We start from the raw sequence: 19,367 nt of genomic DNA, 5'->3' as shown, positions 1-19,367 counted from the left end.
GCTCAAGCGTCCCAGAGGGCGCCGAGGGCCAGCAGGTCGCCCCGGTACTCGATGCGGTCGGCCCAGTCGGCGGGCCAGGCGTCGGCGCCGAGGTGGGCGCCGGCGAAGGCACCCGCGAGGCAGGCGATGGAGTCGGAGTCGCCGGAGGTGCAGGCGGCCCGCCGCAGTGCCGTGAGCGGTTCGCCGGGGAAGAGCAGGAAGCAGAGCAGCCCGGTCGCGAGGGCCTCCTCGGCGATCCAGCCCTCGCCGGTGGCCAGACACGGGTCGGTCTCGGGCGAGACGGTGCGCACGGCGTGCTGCAGCCGGTCGAGGACGGCCAGGCAGTCGTCCCAGCCGCGGGCGATGAAGTGCTCGGGGGTGGGGTCCTGGGCGCGGCTCCACAGATCGCCGAGCCAGCGCTCGTGGTAGCGGGTGCGGTTGTCGTAGGCGTACGACCGCAGGCGTCCGACCAGGCCGGCCGGCTCGGCGCCGGTGGCGAGCAGCCGTACGGCGTGCGCGGTGAGATCGGAGGCGGCCAGCGCCGTGGGGTGGCCGTGGGTGAGCGCGGACTGCAGCTGGGCGGCGCCCGCGCGCTGCTCGTCGCTCAGGCCGGGGACGAGGCCGATCGGCGCGACCCGCATGTTGGCGCCGCAGCCCTTGGAGCCGATCTGCGAGGCGTCCTGCCACCGGCGGTTCTCGTCCTCGAGCAGGCTGCAGGCGGTGAGGCAGGTCCGGCCCGGCGCACGGTTGTTCTCCGGTGATCGGTACCAGTCCACGAACTCCTCGCGCACCGGCCGCTCCATCCGCTTCGGCCCGAGCACCCCCCGGTCCATCGCGGTCCGCAGTCCCCGTCCCAGCGCCAGCGTCATCTGGGTGTCGTCGGTGACGATCGCGGGCGCGGGCAGCCGTATCTCCCGCCAGGGACCGCACTTGGCGAGGATCGCCGGGACGTCGCTGAACTCGGTCGGGAACCCGAGGGCGTCGCCGAGGGCGAGGCCGGTGAGGGCGCCTGCGGCGGCGCGTTTGGCGGGGATGCTCGTGGTCATGCGTAGTGTCCTTCCCGGGGCGGTCGGAGCAGGGGCGGGTGCAGGGCGACAGCGGTCCCGGCGCGGTAGAGGGCCGCCGGTTTGCCCCGGCCGCCGGTCAGCCGCGCGGCGCCCGGGACGGGTTCGACGAAGCCGGGGGTGGCCAGCACCTTGCGCCGGAAGTTCGGCCGGTCCAGGGAGGCGCCCCACACGGCCTCGTAGACCTGCTGGAGCTCGCCGAGGGTGAACTCGGCCGGGCAGAAGGCGGTGGCCAGGCAGGTGTACTCCAGCCGGGCGCCGATGCGGTCGCGGGCGTCGGCCAGGATCCGGTCGTGGTCGAAGGCGAGTCCGGCGGCGGAGTCGTACGGCTGCCAGCGGGCCTCGGCCGCGTCGGTGCCGGCGTGCGGCTCGGGAGGGTCGGGCAGCAGCGCGGTGAAGGCGACGGACACCACCCGCATACGGGGGTCGCGGTCGGGTTCGCTGTAGGTGCGCAGCTGTTCCAGACGGAGTCCGGTCACGTCCGCGAGGCCGGTCTCCTCGGCCAGCTCGCGCCGGGCCGCCGTCTCCGCCGACTCGTCCGGCTGCACGAACCCGCCGGGCAGCGCCCAGTGGCCCGCGTACGGCTCCTGCCCGCGTTCCACGAGCAGAACGTGCAGCGCGCCCGCGCGGAGGGTGAGGACGGCCAGGTCGACGGTGACCGCGAACGGCTCGTAGGTGTGCTTGTCGTACCCCTGCACGCGCCACCACCCCCTTTTATAGTCATCACGACTATAAAAGGGGGTGGTCCGGAACGGCAACCCTCGGCGGCCGATCAGGGCCGACCAGGCAATCAGGCGACTAGAGGTCGACCTCCTGCATCAGCATCCCGACCTCGGTGTTCGACAGGCGGCGCAGCCAGCCCGACTTCTGGTCGCCCAGGGTGATCGGTCCGAAGGCGACGCGCACCAGCTTGTCGACCGGGAAGCCGGCCTCCGCGAGCATGCGCCGCACGATGTGCTTGCGGCCCTCGTGGAGGGTGACCTCGACCAGGTAGTTCTTGCCGGTCTGCTCCACCACCCGGAAGTGGTCCGCGCGCGCGTAGCCGTCCTCCAGCTGGATTCCGTCCTTGAGTCGCTTGCCCAGGTCGCGCGGGATCGGGCCGACGATGTGCGCGAGATAGGTCTTCTTCACGCCGTACTTGGGATGGGTCAGCCGGTGTGCCAGCTCGCCGTGGTTGGTGAGCAGGATGACACCCTCGGTCTCGGTGTCCAGCCGGCCGACGTGGAAGAGCCGGGTCTCGCGGTTGGTGACGTAGTCACCGAGGCACTGCCGCCCCTCCGGGTCCTCCATGGTGGACACCACGCCGGCGGGCTTGTTCAGCGCGAAGAACTGGTACGACTGGGTCGCCACGGTCAGGCCGTCGACCTTGACCTCGTCCTTCTCCGGGTCGACGCGCCGGCCCTGCTCGGTGACGATCTCGCCGTTGATCTCGACCCGTGCCTGGTCGATCAGCTCCTCGCAGGCCCGCCGGGAGCCGTAGCCCGCGCGCGCGAGGACCTTCTGCAGCCGCTCGCCCTCCTGCTCGGCACCGGGGAACGTCCTGGGCAGCCTGATGTCCTTCTTCCCGGCGTACCGCTCGCGGTTGCGCTCCTCGGCCCGGGTCTCGTACTCGCGGGAGCGGGCCGGGGCCGTGCGTCCTCGCTGCTGGGACTGTTTGGGCCCGCCCTTGGCGCCGCCGCGGGCCGCGCCGCCGCGCCCGGACCGGGGGCCGTCCTTCGTCGCCCCGGGGCCCACGTCGTAGCGGCGCTCCTCGGGGCGGGGCTTGCGGGGCCGGCCCTGGCCGCCCTGCTTCTGGTCCCTGTTGTTGCCGGCGCCGCGGTGGTTACCGCGCCCGCCGCTCTTGCCGCTGCCGCTGCTTCGCATCAAAGTTCCGTCGTCGTCGTGTCAGGCATGGTCGTCGCCGGGCCGTCGTCCGGGTCCGGGGCGTCCGGGTCGAACGACGGCACGCCTTCCTGGGTCTCGGCCTCGATCGCCTCCGCCTCCGGGAGGAAGGGGGCGAGCTCCGGGAGCTCGTCCAGACCGCGCAGGCCCATCCGTTCCAGGAAGTAGTTCGTCGTCCTGTACAGGATCGCACCTGTTTCGGGTTCCGTGCCCGCCTCCTCGATCAGACCCCGCTGCAGGAGGGTGCGCATCACGCCGTCGCAGTTCACGCCGCGCACCGCGGAGACCCTGCTGCGGCTGACCGGCTGACGGTAGGCGACCACGGCGAGGGTCTCCAGCGCGGCCTGGGTGAGCCGGGCCTGCTGGCCGTCCAGGACGAAGCCCTCGACGGCGGCTGCGTACTCGGGCCGGGTGTAGAAGCGCCAGCCACCCGCGACGAGCCGCAGCTCGAAGCCGCGGCGCTGGACGGTGTACTCGTCGGCCAGCTCGCGCAGGGCGTCGGCGATCTGCCGCCGGGGCCGCTGGAGCGTCTTGGCGAGCAGTTCCTCGGTCGCGGGCTCGTCCACCACCATGAGGACCGCCTCGAGGGCGGGCTTGAGCTCGAGCTCGGCGACGGCGGGCGGACCGCCGGCCGGCGGCTCGAGAGTCGCTTCCTGGCTCACGGCTTGTTCTCCTCCTCCTTCGGCGCCTCGGGCGGCCGGTCGAACTCGTCGGTCACCATCGGCGCGGCATCGCCCTCCCCGCCGGTCCAGCGCACCAGCAGCTCGCCGAGGGCGGCCTCCTGCTCGAGGGCGACGGCCTTCTCCCGGTAGAGCTCCAGCAGGGCCAGGAAGCGGGCGACGACGGTCAGGGTGTCGTCGGTGTCCGCGACCAGGTCCCGGAAGGGAGCCTCGCCCAGCTCCTTGAGCCGGGCGACCACGACCGCGGCCTGCTCCTGCACGCTGACCAGGGGGGCGTGGATGTGCTCGACGTACACCTGCGGCTCGGGCCTGGGCTGCATCGCCTTCACCGCGAGCCTGGCGAAGCCCTCGGACCCGATGCTGATGACCACCTCGGGCAGCAGCTCCGCGTGATGCGGCTCGAGTCCGACGGTACGGGGGTAGCGGCGGGCCTCGGCGTCCAGCCGCCGGCTGAAGATCTCCGCGATCTGCTTGTACGCACGGTACTGCAGCAGCCGGGCGAAGAGCAGGTCGCGGGCCTCCAGCAGCGCCAGGTCCGCCTCGTCCTCCACCTCGGCGGCGGGCAGCAGCCGGGCCGCCTTCAGATCGAGCAGCGTCGCCGCGACGACCAGGAACTCGGTGGTCTCGTCGAGGTCCCAGTCCGGTCCCAGCGCCCTGATGTACGCCATGAACTCGTCGGTCACCCTGGACAGCGCGACCTCGGTGACGTCCAGCTTGTGCTTGGCGATCAGCTGGAGCAGCAGATCGAAGGGCCCCTCGAAGTTGGCCAGCCGGACCTTGAAGCCCCCTTCGCCGGCCTCCGCGTCCCCTGGTGGCGCCGAGCCCCCGTCTGCGGGCCCCGCCCCGGACCCGGGACCGGCGACCCGTCGGGTCACGGCTTCCGGCGCGGGGACCGACCGGGCCGCGCCGTCGCTGCCCTGCCCGGAGCTGCTCGGCGAGGGGCGCGCGGCACCGGGCGCGTCGACCGCCGGGGCGTCCGGGTCCGGCCTCTCCCCTGCGTCCGCCCGGGGCACGTCCCCGGCCTCCGGAGCGGATGTGACCCCGGCTTCCAGGACGGGCTCCGCGGCGGTCTCCGGCTCGGACCTGTCCCCGGTCTCCGGTCCGGGCGGGCCCGCCGATCCGGCAGCGGGCCGGGACGCGGCGGACTCCGGCGCACTCGTCGGCGCACCTGCGGCGCCGGGATCCCGCAGCGGCGCGGCATCCGGCTCCGGCATCGGCTCCGCCGTGGGTGCCGCGGGTTCGGGCTCCGGGGCCGGGTCCGGGGGCGCCGGAGCGAGATGCTCCGGCGGGGCGACCGGCGGCGCCGGTTCGGGGGGCGCGGTCCCCGGTCCTCTGCCCAGGGTGCGCCTGCGGCCGGCGGGGCGGGGGGCGTCGTACGAGGTCATGGCCCCCGCAGGCTACCGCTACCGCCCGCGCAGCCGGCGTACGAGGATGCTGGCGTCCCCGCGGGTCTCCAGGTCGGCGAGGACGACGGCGACCGCCTCCCGGACGATCCGGCCGCGGTCGACGGCGAGCCCGTGCTCGCCCCGGAGCACCAGCCGCGCGTGCTCCAGATCCATGAGCTCCTCGGCGGAGACATACACGGTGATCTTCTCGTCGTGGCGCTCACGGCCGCTGGGGCGGCGGCCGGCGGCCCGGCCGCGCTTTCGGGGCTGAGCGGCGGCGGCACCCGCGGCAGAACCTTCCTGCGCGCCCGCCCGGGCGGCTGCTGCCCGGCGCGCGGAGCGCTCGCCGCCCCGGCTGCGCGACTCACCGGACCCGGCGGGCTCCGCCGCGTCCGCCGCGGCGGCATGCTCGGCGCCCTCGCCGTCGCCGTCCTGGGCGGGCACCGACTGCGGCGCTTCCTCGGCGGCGGCCGTCCGGTCGCTCTCCCCCGCCGGCGCCGGCACCCGGGCCTCGCCGTTGGCCTGGCGTCGCGGGGTGGACGACTGCAGTGCCATGCCCCCTGTCGTACGGAAGAGTTCGTCGGCCCCCGGCAGACTCACTCGGCGTGACACCGGGCGAGCACCTCCCTGGCGAGCTGGCGGTAGGCGGCGGCACCGACGGAGTTGGAGGCGTAGGTGGTGATCGGCTCTCCGGCCACCGTGGTCTCCGGGAAGCGGACCGTTCGCCCGATGACCGTGTGGTACACGTGGTCGTCGAACGCCTCGACGACCCTTGCGAGCACCTCGCGGCTGTGCACGGTGCGCGAGTCGTACATCGTGGCGAGGATCCCGTCGAGCTCGAGCTCCGGGTTGAGCCGCTCCTGGACCTTCTCGATGGTCTCGGTGAGCAGTGCCACGCCGCGCAGTGCGAAGAACTCGCACTCCAGCGGGACGATCACCTTGTGCGCGGCGGTCAGCGCGTTGACCGTGAGCAGGCCGAGCGAGGGCTGACAGTCGATCACGATGTAGTCGTAGTCGGGCAGCAGCGGCTTCAGCGCGCGCTGCAGCGAGGACTCCCGCGCCACCTCGCTCACCAGCTGCACCTCGGCCGCGGACAGGTCGATGTTGCTGGGCAGCAGGTCCATGTTGGGGACCGCGGTCTTCAGCAGCACCTCGTCGGCCGCCATGCCCCGCTCCATGAGCAGGTTGTAGACGGTGAGGTCGAGCTCCATCGGGTTGACGCCGAGGCCGACCGAGAGCGCGCCCTGCGGGTCGAAGTCGACGAGCAGTACGCGGCGCCCGTACTCCGCGAGCGCGGCGCCCAGGTTGATGGCCGACGTGGTCTTGCCGACGCCGCCCTTCTGGTTGCACATCGCGATGATCTTCGCGGGACCGTGGTCGGTCAGCGGGCCCGGGATCGGGAAGTACGGCAGCGGGCGTCCCGTCGGGCCGATGCGCTCGCGGCGCTGGCGGGCCGCGTCGGGCGCGAGTGTGGCCGCGTACTCGGGATCGGGCTCGTACTCCGCGTCGGGGTCGTAGAAGTGCCCCTCGGGCAGTTCGTCGTAGTCGGCGAAGTGGTTGCGGGGCGCGCCACTTCCGTCGCCGGCCATGGCGTTCACGTGTTGGCCATCCATGCTCTGGTGTGCTGTCTGAGTGTCCTGCGGACTGTGGTGGGCTGCGAAGGTGCGTACCGCTACGGAGCCGACAGCCTCGTACCGCCCGGGGCCCGGGACCCGGGTCGGCGTTCCTGGTTGCCCACCCCCGGGAGTAAATGTCGACTCATTCACAAGTCGTCTTACCTCCTTGGGGACCAGGGAACTTCTAGACAGGTCAGCGTGGCACCATGCCGACGGTTGGCGACTCTATGGCGTGTCGGGCGTCCGCAGCAACACAATCCGCCGGACCCGGCCCGATGTGTCGGCAATGAAACATCCCTCTGTCAAGGGCGTACGGCCGTCGCACAGCAGGTTTCACCGGTGCGCGAATCGGTTGAAGCGTTACGTTCGAGGCGAGTTGGCCGAGAATCGCAAAGTGACCATACACACATCCGGCCGGACCTTGTCGGGCAAGGTCCGGCCGGGCGGACGGCGTTGACGATTGGTGTTGACGTATCGCCTTTACCTGTTGATGACTTGGCCGATGTGACGACCTCCGGCGGTCAGCCGAGCAGGGCGGCCGGGTCCACGTACTCCAGGCCGTGCGCCTCGGCGATCTCCTTGTACACGACCTTGCCGTCGTGCGTGTTGAGGCCCCGGGCCAGCGCCGGGTCGCGGCGCAGCGCCTCGGTCCAGCCGCGGTCGGCCAGCTCCACGATGTACGGCAGCGTGGCGTTGGTGAGGGCGTTGGTGGAGGTGTTCGGCACCGCGCCGGGCATGTTGGCGACGCAGTAGAAGACCGAGTCGTGGACCTTGAAGGTCGGCTCGGCGTGCGTGGTGGGACGGGAGTCCTCGAAGCAGCCGCCCTGGTCGATCGCGATGTCGACAAGGACACTTCCCGGCTTCATCCGGGAGACCAGCTCGTTGGTGACCAGCTTCGGGGCCTTGGCGCCGGGGATGAGCACCGCGCCGATCACGAGGTCGGCGTCGAGGACGGCCTTCTCCAGCTCGAACGAGTTGGACATGATGGCCTTGACCTTGGTGCCGAAGATCCGGTCGGCCTCGCGCAGCTTGTTGATGTCGCGGTCCAGCAGGGTCACCTCGAAGCCCATGCCGACGGCGATCTGGGTGGCGTTCCAGCCGGAGACGCCGCCGCCGATGACCACGGCCTTGGCCGGGGTCACGCCCGGGACGCCGCCCGGCAGCACCCCGCGGCCGCCCGCCGCGCGCATCAGGTGGTAGGCGCCGACCTGCGGGGCCAGCCGGCCCGCGACCTCGGACATCGGGGCCAGCAGCGGCAGCGCGCGGTTGGCCAGCTCGACCGTCTCGTAGGCGATGGCGGTGGTGCCGGACTCCAGCAGGGCGTCCGTGCACTCCCTGGACGCGGCCAGATGCAGGTAGGTGAACAGGGTCTGGTCCTTGCGGAGGCGGTGGTACTCCTCCGCGATCGGCTCCTTGACCTTCAGCAGCAGGTCGGCGGTGGCCCAGACCTCGTCGGCGGTGTCGAGCAGCTCCGCACCGGCGGCGATGTACTCGGCGTCGGTGATCGAGGAGCCGACTCCGGCGCCGCGCTCGATGACGACCTGGTGACCGTGGCGCACCAGCTCATGCACGCCGGCGGGGGTGATGGCCACCCGGAACTCGTTGTTCTTGACCTCGCGGGGAATGCCGACCTTCACGTCGATCACGGTCCTTGGCTCAGACGATGGGGCTATTACAAGGAATACCCGCTCATACACGGGCACACCGGGAGAGACCGCAGGAGAACGTGCGGCAGAGCCAGTCTAATGAAGGTGTTCCCGCTGTCTAGCCTTTCAAAGCATTAATCTTGGCCGGATGCACTGCGGATTTCGCAGGCGTTACGTCGATCTTCCTCCAGCATCCGATCGGCGGCGCCGCGCTCCAGGGCGGCCCCCGCCGGGTCGCCGAGGCGGTCCAGGGTGTCGGCCAGCCTGAGATGCAGCGCCGCCTGCAGTCGCACGTCCTCCGCCCGGCGCGCCCAGTCGACCGCCTCCTGGCAGGTCCGCAGCGACTCCGCGGGCCGGCCGGCGTACTCCTGGACCCGGGCGAGCTCGCTCAACGCGCGCGCGTGGGCGGCCACATCACCGGTCCTGCGATGGCCGGCGACCGCAGCGCGCCAGCCCCGCACCGCCTCGCCGTAGCGGCCCGCGTAGGTGTGTGCGCCGGCGATCCGCCCGTACAGCCGGGCCGCGTCGGCGCGCTCGTCGCGGGCCAGCCGCTCGGCCAGGGCCCGGCCGAACCAGTCGGCGGCCCGGTCCCAGTCACCCAGCTCCAGGTGGGCGCCGCCCACGGATTCCATCGCACGGCCGGTCGCGTACGGGTCGTCCGCGCGGCGTCCGGCGTCCAGCGCGGCCCGGTAGCGGGCCAGCGCCTCGGTGGTGCGGCCGGTCCGGGCGTCCAGGTCGGCGAGGTTCAGCAGGGCGGCGGCCTGCTCGCGGGGCAGGTCCCGGCGCTCGGCCACATCGAGGACGAGCCGGTGGATGCCGTACAGATCGGGGGCCGCGGCCTGGGTTCCGAAGTGCGCGACCATGGCACGGACCAGCTGGGACATCAGCCGCCGGGCGAGGGTGTCCAGCTCCCCGTCGGCCACCGCCATCCGGGCGGCGGCCAGCAGGGCGGGCCGGCGGATGCGCAGCCAGTCGGCGGCGGCCCGGGGGCTGGGGAAGCGCAGGCTGCGCGGCATGTCGCGGAGCTTCTCGCGGGCCTGCGGGCTGTCGGTCTCGGTGATCGCCCGGCAGGACTGCAGCAGCCGGACGTACCGCTCCAGCATCCGGGCCCGGGCGAGCTGCAGCTCGGCGGGCCGGTCCCGCCGCTCGGCGAGGTCCGCGAGCAGGGGGTGCAGACAGCCGGGGACCACGTACTGCGGCAGCGGGGAGTCCACGGCCCGCAGCAGCCCGAGAGCGACGAAGTCGTCCAGGGTGCCGCGGGCGCCGTTCACCGAGCAGCCGGCCAGCGCGGCGGCCGTGTGCGGATCGGCCAGGCCGGCCGGGGCCAGGCAGAGCAGTCGGAGCATCCGGGCCGCGGCGGCGGGCAGCGAGCCGTGCACGAGCCGCAGGGCGCGGGCCACCGGGGTCCCGGGCTGCTCGCCGGCGGCCTCCGCGTGCAGATGCCGGGCGACGTCGGCGACGGCCGCCTTGGGGCGGGCGGCCAGCCATCCGGCGGCGAGGGCCAGGGCGGCGGGCTGCGCCTGGCACTCCTCGGCCAGGGACTCGGCGGCGCGCGGATCGACGGTGATCCGGACCGAGCCGATCTCCCGGGCCAGCAGCTCCACCGCGGACTTGGTGTCGAGGCCGCCCAGGGTGCACGGGCGGACGTCCGCGATCCCGGTCAGCGGTCCCCGGGCGACGGCGACGGCCAGGCAGTCCGGGGCGTCCGGCAGCAGCGCGTCGACCTGCTCGGCGTCGGCGGCGTCGTCGAGCAGCAGCAGGGCCCGGCGCCCGGAGAGAGCGGTCCGCAGCTCCTGGCACAGGTCGTCCTCCCCGGCGCCGGGCGGGGAGGGGCGGTCCAGCGCGGCGAGCAGTTCCCGGGCCAGGTCGGCCACCGGTACCCGGGTGCCGTCGGGTTCGCTCAGCCGGGCCCGCAGCACCCCGTCGGGATAGCGGTCGGCGAGCCGGGCGGCGAGTTCCTCGGCGAGTGCGGTGCGGCCGGAGCCGGGCCGGCCCGCGATGAGCAGCACGCGCGCACGGGGGGCCTTGCGCCCGGACAGGGTGTCGAGGCCGGCCCGCTCGATGTCGGCGCACAGCTCCTTCAGTTCCCGGGTGCGGCCCAGGAACCGACTCTCCTCCAGCGCGTCGTCCGACAGCCGTACACCGTCCGTGTCCACCGCCTGATCCGTCACGGGCCACACTCCCGATCCCACCGCACACCGGCACCCGCCGGAACTCCGGTTCGGGCGTTTCCCGAGCCTAGTTCACGGCTCGCTACGTTCGGTGAGGAGCGCGGCGGGCACATCGCCCGATCGGATCAGCCGATGGTCACACCGACCGGGGCCGGGGCGCGGGTCAGGCCTCGAACGGACGGGCCGGCCACGGTGCGTGAGCGGGGCGCAGCGCGTCGAGTCCGTCGCCCCGCTCGGCGGCGACCAGCGACAGCACGCCGACGACGAGGCAGTTGTTGTGCAGTTCGCCGGCGAGCACACCGCGCACCAGGTCCGGCACGGGCACCCGCTCCAGCTCCATGTCGGCCTCTTCGTCCTCGACCTCGAAGCGCTCGCCCTCGGCCTCGGACAGCTCCCGGGCGAGGAAGATCCGTACCGCCTCGTCACAGCCGCCGGGGGTGGTGTACACGTCGGTGAGCACCCGCCAGTCCTCGGCCTTGACGTGCGCTTCCTCGTACAGCTCGCGCTGGGCGGCGTGCAGCGGGTTCTCGCCGGGGACGTCGAGCAGGCCGGCCGGGATCTCCCACAGCTTCTGCCGCACGGGGTGGCGGTACTGGCGGATGACGAGCACCCGGCCGGCGTCGTCGAGGGCGAGGACGGCGACGGAGCCAGGGTGGACCTGGTAGTCGCGGGTGACGACGACGCCGCCGGGCATGACCACGTCGTCCGTGCGGACCGAGGTCTTGTTTCCCACGAAGGGGGTCTGCGTCGCCCGGATCTCCCACTCCTCGGAGGTGTCCCTGATGGTCATGCCCTGCCCTTCCACATGCGCAAAGAGAACCGGGGTGCGCACCTGGTGAAGGTTTGCACCCCGGCCACCGTACAACTGGTGTGTTACTTCGAACTCTTCCGCTCCACCGCGGCCTTCACCAGCCCCGCGAACAGCGGGTGCGGGCGGGTCGGGCGGGAGCGCAGCTCCGGGTGGGCCTGCGTGGCGACCAGATAGGGGTGGACGTCGCGCGGGTACTCCACGTACTCGACGAGCTTGCCGTCCGGGGAGGTGCCGGAGAAGACGATGCCGGTCTTCTTCTCCAGGTCCGCGCGGTAGGCGTTGTTCACCTCGTAGCGGTGGCGGTGGCGCTCCTCGACGTACTCCTTGCCGTCGTACACCTCGCGCACGATCGAGCCCTCGGCCAGCTTCGCCGGGTACATGCCGAGCCGCATGGTGCCGCCCATGTCGCCCTCACCGGCGACGATGTCGAGCTGCTCGGCCATGGTGGAGATGACCGGGTGGCCGGTGGCCGGGTCGAACTCGGTGGAATTGGCGTCGGAGACGCCGGCCAGGTTGCGCGCGGCCTCGATCACGATGCACTGCAGGCCCAGGCAGAGGCCGAGCAGCGGGATCCTGTTCTCGCGGGCGTACCTGATGGCGCCGACCTTGCCGAGCACGCCGCGGTCGCCGAAGCCGCCCGGGATGCAGATCGCGTCGACGTCGCCGAGCTGGGCCTTGGCGCCGGCCGGGGTCTTGCAGTCGTCCGAGGTGACCCACTTGATCTTGACGCGCGCCCGGTTGGCGAAGCCGCCGGCGCGCAGGGCCTCGGTGACCGAGAGATAGGCGTCCGGCAGGTCGATGTACTTGCCGACCAGGGCCATGACGATCTCGTGCTCGGGCTTGTGGACGCGGTCGAGCAGGTCGTCCCAGGTCGTCCAGTCCACGTCCCGGAAGGGCAGGTCCAGCTTGCGGACCACATAGGCGTCCAGGCCCTCGCCGTGCACGGTCTTCGGGATGTCGTAGATCGAGCGGGCGTCGGGGCAGGCGACGACGGCGGCCTCGTCGACGTCGCACATCAGGGAGATCTTCCGCTTGATCGCGGTGGGCACCTCGCGGTCGCAGCGCAGCACGATGGCGTCCGGCTGGATACCGATGTTGCGCAGCGCGGCGACCGAGTGCTGGGTGGGCTTGGTCTTCAGCTCGCCCGAGGGACCGATGTAGGGAAGGAGGGAGATATGGACGACGAACACGTTGTCGCGGCCGACCTCGTGCCGCACCTGGCGGACGGTCTCCAGGAACGGCAGCGACTCGATGTCGCCGACGGTGCCGCCGACCTCGGTGATCACCACGTCCACCTCGTCCGTCGCCATCCGGCGGATGCGGTGCTTGATCTCGTTGGTGATGTGCGGGATGACCTGCACCGTGTCGCCCAGGTACTCGCCGCGGCGCTCCTTGGCGATCACCGTGGAGTACACCTGGCCGGTGGTGACGTTGGCGGAGCCGTCCAGATCGCGGTCGAGGAACCGCTCGTAGTGGCCGATGTCCAGGTCGGTCTCGGCGCCGTCGTTGGTGACGAACACCTCACCGTGCTGGAACGGGTTCATCGTGCCAGGGTCGACATTGAGGTACGGGTCGAGCTTCTGCATCACGACGCGCAGACCCCGCGCCTTGAGCAGCATGCCGAGGCTGGATGCCGTCAGCCCCTTGCCGAGAGAGGAGGCGACACCCCCGGTGACGAAGATGTGCTTGGTCGTCGAAGATTTGGGCGGCATGGCCAAGAGGGGGCTCCCGTGGTCGCGTTCTGGAGTGCGCTGCGGCAGCCGGCCGGAGGGATCCGGGGTGGTGCCGTCGCTGCGGTTCGGGGGTGCCCTGATTCCTTTTCCCCTTCGGGGAAGGGGGCCCACCGGTCCACGGGCTACCAGCGTATCAGCGCCTGGGAGGGATGGCTTCCGGCCACGCTGCGCGCACGTTCCGGTACGGACACGCACGGGTCACCGGTTTCTCCCCCGGTGCTCACTCGTTCGGCCCCGTTGCGTTGCCCGGAGCGGCCCACAGATCATCTACGTGCGTCGTATCCTGCTCGGACATTCGCTGCCGAGCCCGCCGGCCGCACGGCACCACCCCCCGTCCGTAGGCACCGGAACAACAAGAGCTCGTCAGTTCGTTGAGCAAGAATTGTCGTTCGGCATCACCGAGTTTGGCCGCACGGCAGGGCGACTGCTTTGCTTCGTCGCTCAACGACGCAGGACAACACGCATGACACCCCTTGACCGCACTAGCGACCGCCCCCCTGCGGGGTGACGTGGCCGTTCGACTGGAGTTGCACGTGGCCGGGCGCATCGAAGACTACGCACTCATCGGAGACATGCAGACCGCCGCGCTGGTCTGCCGGGACGGGACAGTCGACTGGCTGTGCCTGCCCCGCTTCGACTCGCACGCCATCTTCGCCGGTCTGCTGGGCACCGAGGAACACGGGCTGTGGCGGCTGGGGCCGGCGTTCGCGGCGGGGAACGAGCCCCCGGCAGCGGCCCGCCGGAGCTACCGCGGGGACTCGCTGATCCTGGAGTCGGAGTGGGACACCCCGCGCGGCACGGTCCGCGTGACCGATTTCATGCCGCCTCGCGACGGCGCCCCGCAGCTGATCCGGATCGTGGAGGGAGTCTCGGGCCGGGTGCCGATGCGCTCGGAGCTGCGGATGCGGTTCAGTTACGGCCGGGTGGTGCCGTGGGTGCACAGGCACGAGGGGCGCACGGTCGCGGTGGCGGGCCCGGACTCCGTGTGGTTCGACACCCCTGCCGAGACCTACGGCAAGGAGCTGACCACCTACGCGGACTTCACCGTCGCCCCCGGTGACCGGATCGCGTTCACCATCTCCTGGCAGCCCTCGCACAAGGAGCCGCCGCCGCTGCCGGAGCCGGAGCAGTCGCTGGAGGCGACGGAGGACTTCTGGCGCGAGTGGGTGGAGCACTGCACGTACCACGGCCCCTACCGGGAGGCCGTGATCCGCTCCCTGATCACCCTGAAGGCCCTGACCTACGCCCCGACCGGCGGCATCGTCGCCGCACCCACCACCTCCCTGCCGGAGGAGATCGGCGGCGTACGCAACTGGGACTACCGCTACACCTGGCTGCGCGATGCCGCGATCACCCTGTCCTCGCTGCTGCGCACCGGCTACCGCGAGGAGGCCCGCGCCTGGCGCGAGTGGCTGCTGCGCGCGGTCGCAGGCGACCCGGAGAACCTGCAGATCATGTACGGCATCGCGGGCGAGCGGGAGCTGGGCGAGGCGGAGCTCGACTGGCTGCCCGGCTACGAGAACTCCGCGCCGGTCCGGGTCGGCAACGGTGCGGCGCACCAGCTCCAGCTGGACGTGTACGGCGAGGTCACCGAGGCGCTGCACCTGGCCCACATGACCGGCCTGGCCCGCAACGACTACGCCGCGCTGCTCCAGCTGAAGCTGATCCGCTACCTGGAGGACCACTGGCAGGAGCCGGACGAGGGCATCTGGGAGGTGCGTGGCCCGCGCCGGCACTTCGTGCACTCCAAGGTGATGGCCTGGGTGGCCGTCGACCGCACCATCAAGCTGATCGAGTCCGGCGACGCCGACGGCCCGCTGGAGCGGTGGAAGCAGCTGCGCGAGGACATCCACCGGGACGTGTGCGAGAAGGGCTACGACAAGGAGCGCAACACCTTCACGCAGTCCTACGGCTCCAAGGAGCTGGACGCATCGCTGCTGCTGATCCCGCAGATGGGCTTTCTGCCACCGGACGACAAGCGGGTCATCGGCACCATCGAGGCGATCCAGCGGGAGCTGTCCACGCCGGACGGGTTCATCCTGCGCTACCCGACGGAGGGCGAGCACGCGGGCGTCGACGGCCTCCCCGGCGACGAGGGCGCCTTCCTCGCCTGCTCCTTCTGGATGGCCGACGACCTGGCGATGATCGGCCGGGTCGACGAGGCCCGCAAGCTCTTCGAGAAGCTGCTGTCGCTCCGCAACGACCTCGGCCTGCTCGCCGAGGAGTGGGACCCGCGCCTGCAGCGCCAGGTCGGCAACTTCCCGCAGGCCTTCAGCCACGTCCCCCTGATCGACACGGCCCTGCGCCTGACTGCTTCGGGGGCCTACGGGGGGTAGGGCGCCCGCACCTGTGTGAGCCGGCGGGAGCGCCCCCGCGAGGTGGGGCGTCCCCTGCAGCCGACGGGAGCGGGCCGCGGTGCGGGCGTCGCCCGCCGGTATCGGCCCGCATGAGCCTGTGAACCCGGGCCCGGAGCTGCGGGTGCGGGTGCGGCCGGGGGCCGCGGGCCGTCCGTCAGGGCGGTGCGGCGGACTCGGGGCACGGGGACGGGGGACGCGCCCTCGGCCGACGACGTCGGGCAGCGGTGGGCGAGTCCGCCGCGGCTACGCATCGGGGCCCACGGGGCAGGTCCTCCGTGGGCGCCGACGGCCTGCGTCCGCGGACGCAGGCCGCCCCGCGGCCGACGGCCCGGGGGCCTGTGGCGGCTGGGCGTGACTGCGGGGCGCAGGTGGAGGGCGGCACTGCTGCGGGCTGCGGGCTGCGGGCTGCGGGCTGCGGGCTGCGGGCTGCGGGCTGCGGGGACCCTGCCCGGCCGGCGCGGTGCCAGGGCCGTCAGGGTGCGTTCTCCGCCGGGGTCGCCCGCCGTGGCCGGGACCGGGGCGACCCCGTCGGCGCCGCACCGACCCCGTCGTTGGTGGGCGGACCCCCGTCGCGCATCGGCCCCGCGGATGTGCCCGGGTATCCGCGCGGGTTAGCGTCCGGTCATGGACAGCGGCAGCGACAGCGACAGCGACAGCAGGTTCGACACACAGGGCGCCGGGATCACCGTGCAGCGGGCGCTGGAGCTGCCGGGGCTGCGCGGCGGGCTCCCGGAGGTCGTCGCGGGCGCCGACAGGCTGCGGCGCACGGTGCGCTGGGTGCACGCGGGCGAGGTGCCCAACATCGCCTCGCTGCTCAAGGGCGGTGAGCTGCTGCTGACCACGGGCTACGGCCTCGGCGCCCGCCCTGCCGAACAGCGCGCGTTCGTCCGCACCCTCGCCGAGCGCGGTATCGCGGCCCTCGTCGTGGAGCTGGGCCCGCGCTTCACCAAGCTGCCCGCCGTCCTGGTGGACACCGCGCGCGCGGCCGGGCTGCCGCTGGTCCAGCTGCACCGCGAGGTGCCCTTCGTGACGGTCACCGAGGAGATCCACACCGAGATCGTCAACGGCCACTACGCCCTGCTGCAGCGGGCCGAGGAGGTGCACCGCCGGTGTACCGAGGCGCTGCTGGGCGGCGGCGGGGTGCCGCAGGTGCTGGGCATCCTGGCGGACTTCGGCGACAACCCGGTGTTCCTGGAGACCACCGACGGGCAGCTGCTGTACGCCGCCGGGGCCGGTCCGGAGGGCGCCGATCCGCTGCAGGTGTGGGAAGGGCTGCGCGGCCCGCACAAGGACGCGCCGCCACCGGCGGGTTCGGTGCTCGTGGACGTGCCCGGCGGCGGCCCCGGCACCGGGTCGGTACGCGCCCGGCTGGTGCTGCTGCCGGTGCGGTCGCCGCTGGCGCCGGTGCACCGGATGGCGGCGGAGCGGGCGGCGGGCATCCTCGCGGTGGTGCTCATGCAGGCCCGGCAGGAGGAGGAGCTGGCCGCGCGGGGGCGTGGCGACTTCCTCACCGACCTCGCCGAGGGCCGGATCACCGCGGAGGCCGCCCCGGCCCAGGCACGCGTCCTCGGCTTCAGGCCCGGCTCCGGTCCGCTGCTGCCGGTGGTGATGCGGCTGGGCGGCTCGCTGTCCCCGGCGGGCGGCGGCTGGGCGGTCCTGGCCCGGGCGGTAGCCGAGGAGCTGGCGTCGGTCGGTGTTCCGGTGCTGCTGGGTGTGCGGCCGGTGGAGGGCCGGGTGCCGCTGCTGCTGGGGCTGCGCTCGGAGTCGGAGCGGTCGGCGGTGGCCGACCGGGTGTCAGCGGCGCTGCGGGCGGGTGTGGAGCGGGCCGGGATGCAGCGGCCGGGGGCCCAGCCGCCGGTCGTGGTGGTGGCCGGGGTGGCCGGCGGCTGGGCGGCGGCGTCGGCCGGACTGCGGCACGCGGCGGAGACGGCGACCGCTGCGCAGGGGCTGACCGACCGGCCCTGGTACGACGCGCGGCGTCTGGACATCGACCTGCTGTTGTGGCGGCTGCGCGACCATCCGGACCTGGCGGCCTTCGTCGACCGGGCGATCGGTCCGCTGCGGGACCACGACGCCAGGTCCAGGCCTCCGCTGCTGCCCACGCTCCAGACCTACTTGGCGCACGCCGGCCGTAAGGCGGAGACCGCACGGGAACTGCATCTGAACCGGCAGACGCTGTACAACCGCCTGGCCCGGATCGGCGAGTTGCTGGGCACGGACCTCGACGACCCGCAGACGGTCCTGGCACTGAGCCTGGCGCTGCGGGCGCGCCGGCACGTGGAGTAGACGGGGCGGCCGGCCGGGCCGGGCCGGACGGTCAGAGCAGCGGAGTGGGCTGCGTCAACTCGTCGTACACGCTCAGCACCTGGGCGACGGTCTCGTCCTCGGTGGGCCAGGTCGCCGCCTGCCGTACGCCCCGCTCCCGGAGCAGTCCCCGCCGCCCGGGGTCGGCGAGCAGCCGGACGACGGCGTCGGCGAGGGCGTCGGCGTCCGCGGGCGGGACGAGTTCGGCGGCGTCGCCGACGAGTTCGGGAATGCCGCCGGCGTCGGCGGCGACGAGCGGCACGCGCGCGTGGAGGGCCTCCTGGGCGAGGACGGAACGAGCCTCCCGCCGGCTCGGCAGCAGCGCGAGGTCGGCGGCGGCGAGCAGGTCGGAGACGTCGTCGCGGCGGCCGATGAGCGCCACCGGCAGCGCCTCGTCCTCGATGCGCCGCTGCAGCTCCGCCCGGAGCGGTCCCTCGCCGGCGACGATGACCAGCGGCACGGGGTCGAGGCGGCGCCACGCGCGTGTGGCGTCGAGCAGCAGGTCGTAACCGCGGTGCCGTTCGAGGGAGCCCACCGCGAGCAGCAGGGGGCGGCCCGTGGCACCCAGTTCGGCCCGGATCTTGGGGCGTCGTCGCTCGGTCTCCTCCGCGTCGGGAGGCCGGCGGGACCGGCCGGGGAGTGCGACGGGGGCGAGCCGGGCGTCACGGGCGCCGGTCGCGCGGGCCCGGTCGACCAGTTCCGAGGTCGCGCCGAGCACCACGGTGGCGGTCCTCATCACGCGCCGCTCCAGCACTCGCAGCAGATGGGCGCGGGCTCCCTCGGCGTGGGCGCGGTTGTGCCAGGTGACGACGAGCGGGGTGCGCACCCGTCGCCCGCCGAGGGCGAGGACGGTGCGGAAGGAGGCGTGCAGCCCGTGTGCGTGCACCAGGTCGGCGTCGGCGCACAGCGCGCGCAGGGCGGCCACGGAGACCGGGTCGCTGCTGCGCGGTACGTGGACGTGGTGGGCGCCGGTCCCGCTGAAGTCGTAGGTACGCTCGGCCTCCGCGGGGGCGCACACCGTGACCTTCACGCCCCGCGCGACGAGCCCCGCGGCCAGGGAGCGCACGTGGGCGCTGCTGCCGGCGTTGCCTCCGCCCAGCACCTGCACGGTGCGCAGCGGCGACTGGCCGTGCGGCGAGGGGCTGCTCACGAGGGTCACGTGGCCGGGGCTCCTGGTTCGCGGGGCGGGGCGGCATCGGGGACACCGTCGGTCGGGACACGAAGAACGTACAGAAGGAGGGGGCGGAGGGGAGGTGCCGCGCGGTTCCTGCGCGTACTCCGCCAAGGATGCCAGGACGTACGGGTGTTCCGGGACCGGCGGCTGCCGGGGGAACGGGCGCACGGCGACAACACGACGGGGACGTTCACTCACACGAGTGAATGTGTCGTGGTGCTCGCCCACCCCCGAGAACCTCCGCCGCCGCCATCACCGCGGCGGCGTGCGCCGCCGGCCCGGCCCTGCCTCCGCCAGGCGCGGCTCCGCACGGGCGTCCGGCGAGCCCCGTCCGGCGGCGACCGCGGCTCCCAACGCGGCACCGGGCGTCCGGGCGCCGGTGCGGCCGAGCACCGTCCGCTCGCCGAGGTCGTCGGACGGCACGGCCGGTTCCGCTGCGGCCCCGCCGCAGCAGCCCGGGGCGCACCGAGGGCCAGAAAGGCGGCCGTGGCCCGGCCCCGGGGCGTACCTCCAGCAGGTCGACGGCGTGCGCGGCCTGGCGACCACGGCACCGGCCGGCACGTCGT

At 73.2% G+C, this 19,367-nt stretch carries 15 protein-coding genes; 2 read left to right on the top strand and 13 right to left on the bottom strand.

Features of this window, described 5'->3' with window-relative positions; translation table 11 throughout:
- Positions 1-2: 2 nt before the first annotated feature.
- From V5O46_RS16175 to V5O46_RS16125, 11 genes are all read right to left on the bottom strand, one after another.
- Positions 3-1,025 carry an ADP-ribosylglycohydrolase family protein gene (locus V5O46_RS16175; RefSeq protein WP_332885304.1) on the bottom strand — a complete coding sequence of 341 codons (1,023 nt, stop codon included), beginning with the start codon at positions 1,023-1,025 and terminating at the stop codon, positions 3-5.
- On the bottom strand, positions 1,022-1,741 hold the full coding sequence (locus tag V5O46_RS16170; protein WP_332885303.1) for an NUDIX hydrolase: 720 nt from the start codon (positions 1,739-1,741) through the stop codon (positions 1,022-1,024). The genes V5O46_RS16175 and V5O46_RS16170 overlap by 4 nt, the downstream gene beginning before the upstream one ends.
- A 100-nt stretch (positions 1,742-1,841) precedes the next feature.
- The gene (locus V5O46_RS16165) at positions 1,842-2,906 is read right to left on the bottom strand and encodes a pseudouridine synthase (protein ID WP_332885302.1); all 1,065 of its coding nucleotides are present in this window, start codon (positions 2,904-2,906) and stop codon (positions 1,842-1,844) included.
- Complete coding sequence (gene scpB / locus V5O46_RS16160; protein ID WP_332885301.1) at positions 2,906-3,586, bottom strand: SMC-Scp complex subunit ScpB; 681 nt, start codon at positions 3,584-3,586, stop codon at positions 2,906-2,908. Before scpB ends, V5O46_RS16165 begins: the two co-directional genes overlap by 1 nt.
- Positions 3,583-4,989 (bottom strand): segregation and condensation protein A, encoded by a 1,407-nt coding sequence (locus V5O46_RS16155; protein ID WP_332885300.1) that lies wholly within the window; start codon positions 4,987-4,989, stop codon positions 3,583-3,585. Before V5O46_RS16155 ends, scpB begins: the two co-directional genes overlap by 4 nt.
- An 18-nt stretch (positions 4,990-5,007) precedes the next feature.
- Positions 5,008-5,601 (bottom strand): hypothetical protein, encoded by a 594-nt coding sequence (locus V5O46_RS16150; protein ID WP_332885299.1) that lies wholly within the window; start codon positions 5,599-5,601, stop codon positions 5,008-5,010.
- Complete coding sequence (locus tag V5O46_RS16145) at positions 5,586-6,578, bottom strand: ParA family protein (protein WP_408649005.1); 993 nt, start codon at positions 6,576-6,578, stop codon at positions 5,586-5,588. Before V5O46_RS16145 ends, V5O46_RS16150 begins: the two co-directional genes overlap by 16 nt.
- 548 nt (positions 6,579-7,126) lie before the next feature.
- Positions 7,127-8,251: an alanine dehydrogenase gene (gene ald, locus V5O46_RS16140; RefSeq protein ID WP_332885297.1), complete on the bottom strand. Its 1,125-nt coding sequence runs from the start codon at positions 8,249-8,251 to the stop codon at positions 7,127-7,129.
- 134 nt (positions 8,252-8,385) lie between these two features.
- On the bottom strand, positions 8,386-10,422 hold the full coding sequence (locus V5O46_RS16135; protein ID WP_332885296.1) for a tetratricopeptide repeat protein: 2,037 nt from the start codon (positions 10,420-10,422) through the stop codon (positions 8,386-8,388).
- Between the two features lie 163 nt (positions 10,423-10,585).
- Positions 10,586-11,212: an NUDIX hydrolase gene (locus V5O46_RS16130; protein WP_332885295.1), complete on the bottom strand. Its 627-nt coding sequence runs from the start codon at positions 11,210-11,212 to the stop codon at positions 10,586-10,588.
- Positions 11,213-11,295: 83 nt separating this feature from the next.
- A complete protein-coding gene (locus V5O46_RS16125; protein WP_332885294.1) occupies positions 11,296-12,945 on the bottom strand; it encodes a CTP synthase in 1,650 nt (549 codons plus the stop codon).
- Between the two features lie 554 nt (positions 12,946-13,499).
- On the opposite strand from V5O46_RS16125, the gene V5O46_RS16120 reads away from it, so the two are divergent.
- Entirely contained in the window at positions 13,500-15,302 is a 1,803-nt protein-coding gene (locus V5O46_RS16120; protein WP_332885293.1) for a glycoside hydrolase family 15 protein, read from the top strand.
- 645 nt (positions 15,303-15,947) lie between these two features.
- Positions 15,948-17,609 (top strand): PucR family transcriptional regulator, encoded by a 1,662-nt coding sequence (locus tag V5O46_RS16115; protein ID WP_332885292.1) that lies wholly within the window; start codon positions 15,948-15,950, stop codon positions 17,607-17,609.
- A gap of 31 nt (positions 17,610-17,640) precedes the next feature.
- On the opposite strand, the gene V5O46_RS16110 is transcribed toward V5O46_RS16115, so the two are convergent.
- Positions 17,641-18,786 carry a glycosyltransferase family 4 protein gene (locus V5O46_RS16110; RefSeq protein ID WP_332885291.1) on the bottom strand — a complete coding sequence of 382 codons (1,146 nt, stop codon included), beginning with the start codon at positions 18,784-18,786 and terminating at the stop codon, positions 17,641-17,643.
- Positions 18,787-19,053: 267 nt separating this feature from the next.
- Positions 19,054-19,224 (bottom strand): hypothetical protein, encoded by a 171-nt coding sequence (locus V5O46_RS16105; RefSeq protein WP_332885290.1) that lies wholly within the window; start codon positions 19,222-19,224, stop codon positions 19,054-19,056.
- Between the last annotated feature and the right edge of the window lie 143 nt (positions 19,225-19,367).

This window comes from Streptomyces poriticola (assembly GCF_036689765.1).
Taxonomy (GTDB): Bacteria; Actinomycetota; Actinomycetes; order Streptomycetales; family Streptomycetaceae; genus Streptomyces; species Streptomyces poriticola.
The sequence above is the reverse complement of the archived record's forward strand: the minus strand, read 5'-3'. Positions and strand labels throughout refer to the sequence as shown.

Bases quoted from the DNA above. Each gene is read 5' to 3' on its own strand.
- V5O46_RS16175 (WP_332885304.1), bottom strand. From the start codon at position 1,025: ATGACCACGAGCATCCCCGCCAAACGCGCCGCCGCAGGCGCCCTCACC.
- V5O46_RS16165 (WP_332885302.1), bottom strand. From the start codon at position 2,906: ATGCGAAGCAGCGGCAGCGGCAAGAGCGGCGGGCGCGGTAACCACCGC.
- V5O46_RS16155 (WP_332885300.1), bottom strand. From the start codon at position 4,989: ATGACCTCGTACGACGCCCCCCGCCCCGCCGGCCGCAGGCGCACCCTG.
- V5O46_RS16145 (WP_408649005.1), bottom strand. From the start codon at position 6,578: ATGGCCGGCGACGGAAGTGGCGCGCCCCGCAACCACTTCGCCGACTAC.
- V5O46_RS16130 (WP_332885295.1), bottom strand. From the start codon at position 11,212: ATGACCATCAGGGACACCTCCGAGGAGTGGGAGATCCGGGCGACGCAG.
- V5O46_RS16125 (WP_332885294.1), bottom strand. From the start codon at position 12,945: ATGCCGCCCAAATCTTCGACGACCAAGCACATCTTCGTCACCGGGGGT.
- V5O46_RS16115 (WP_332885292.1), top strand. From the start codon at position 15,948: ATGGACAGCGGCAGCGACAGCGACAGCGACAGCAGGTTCGACACACAG.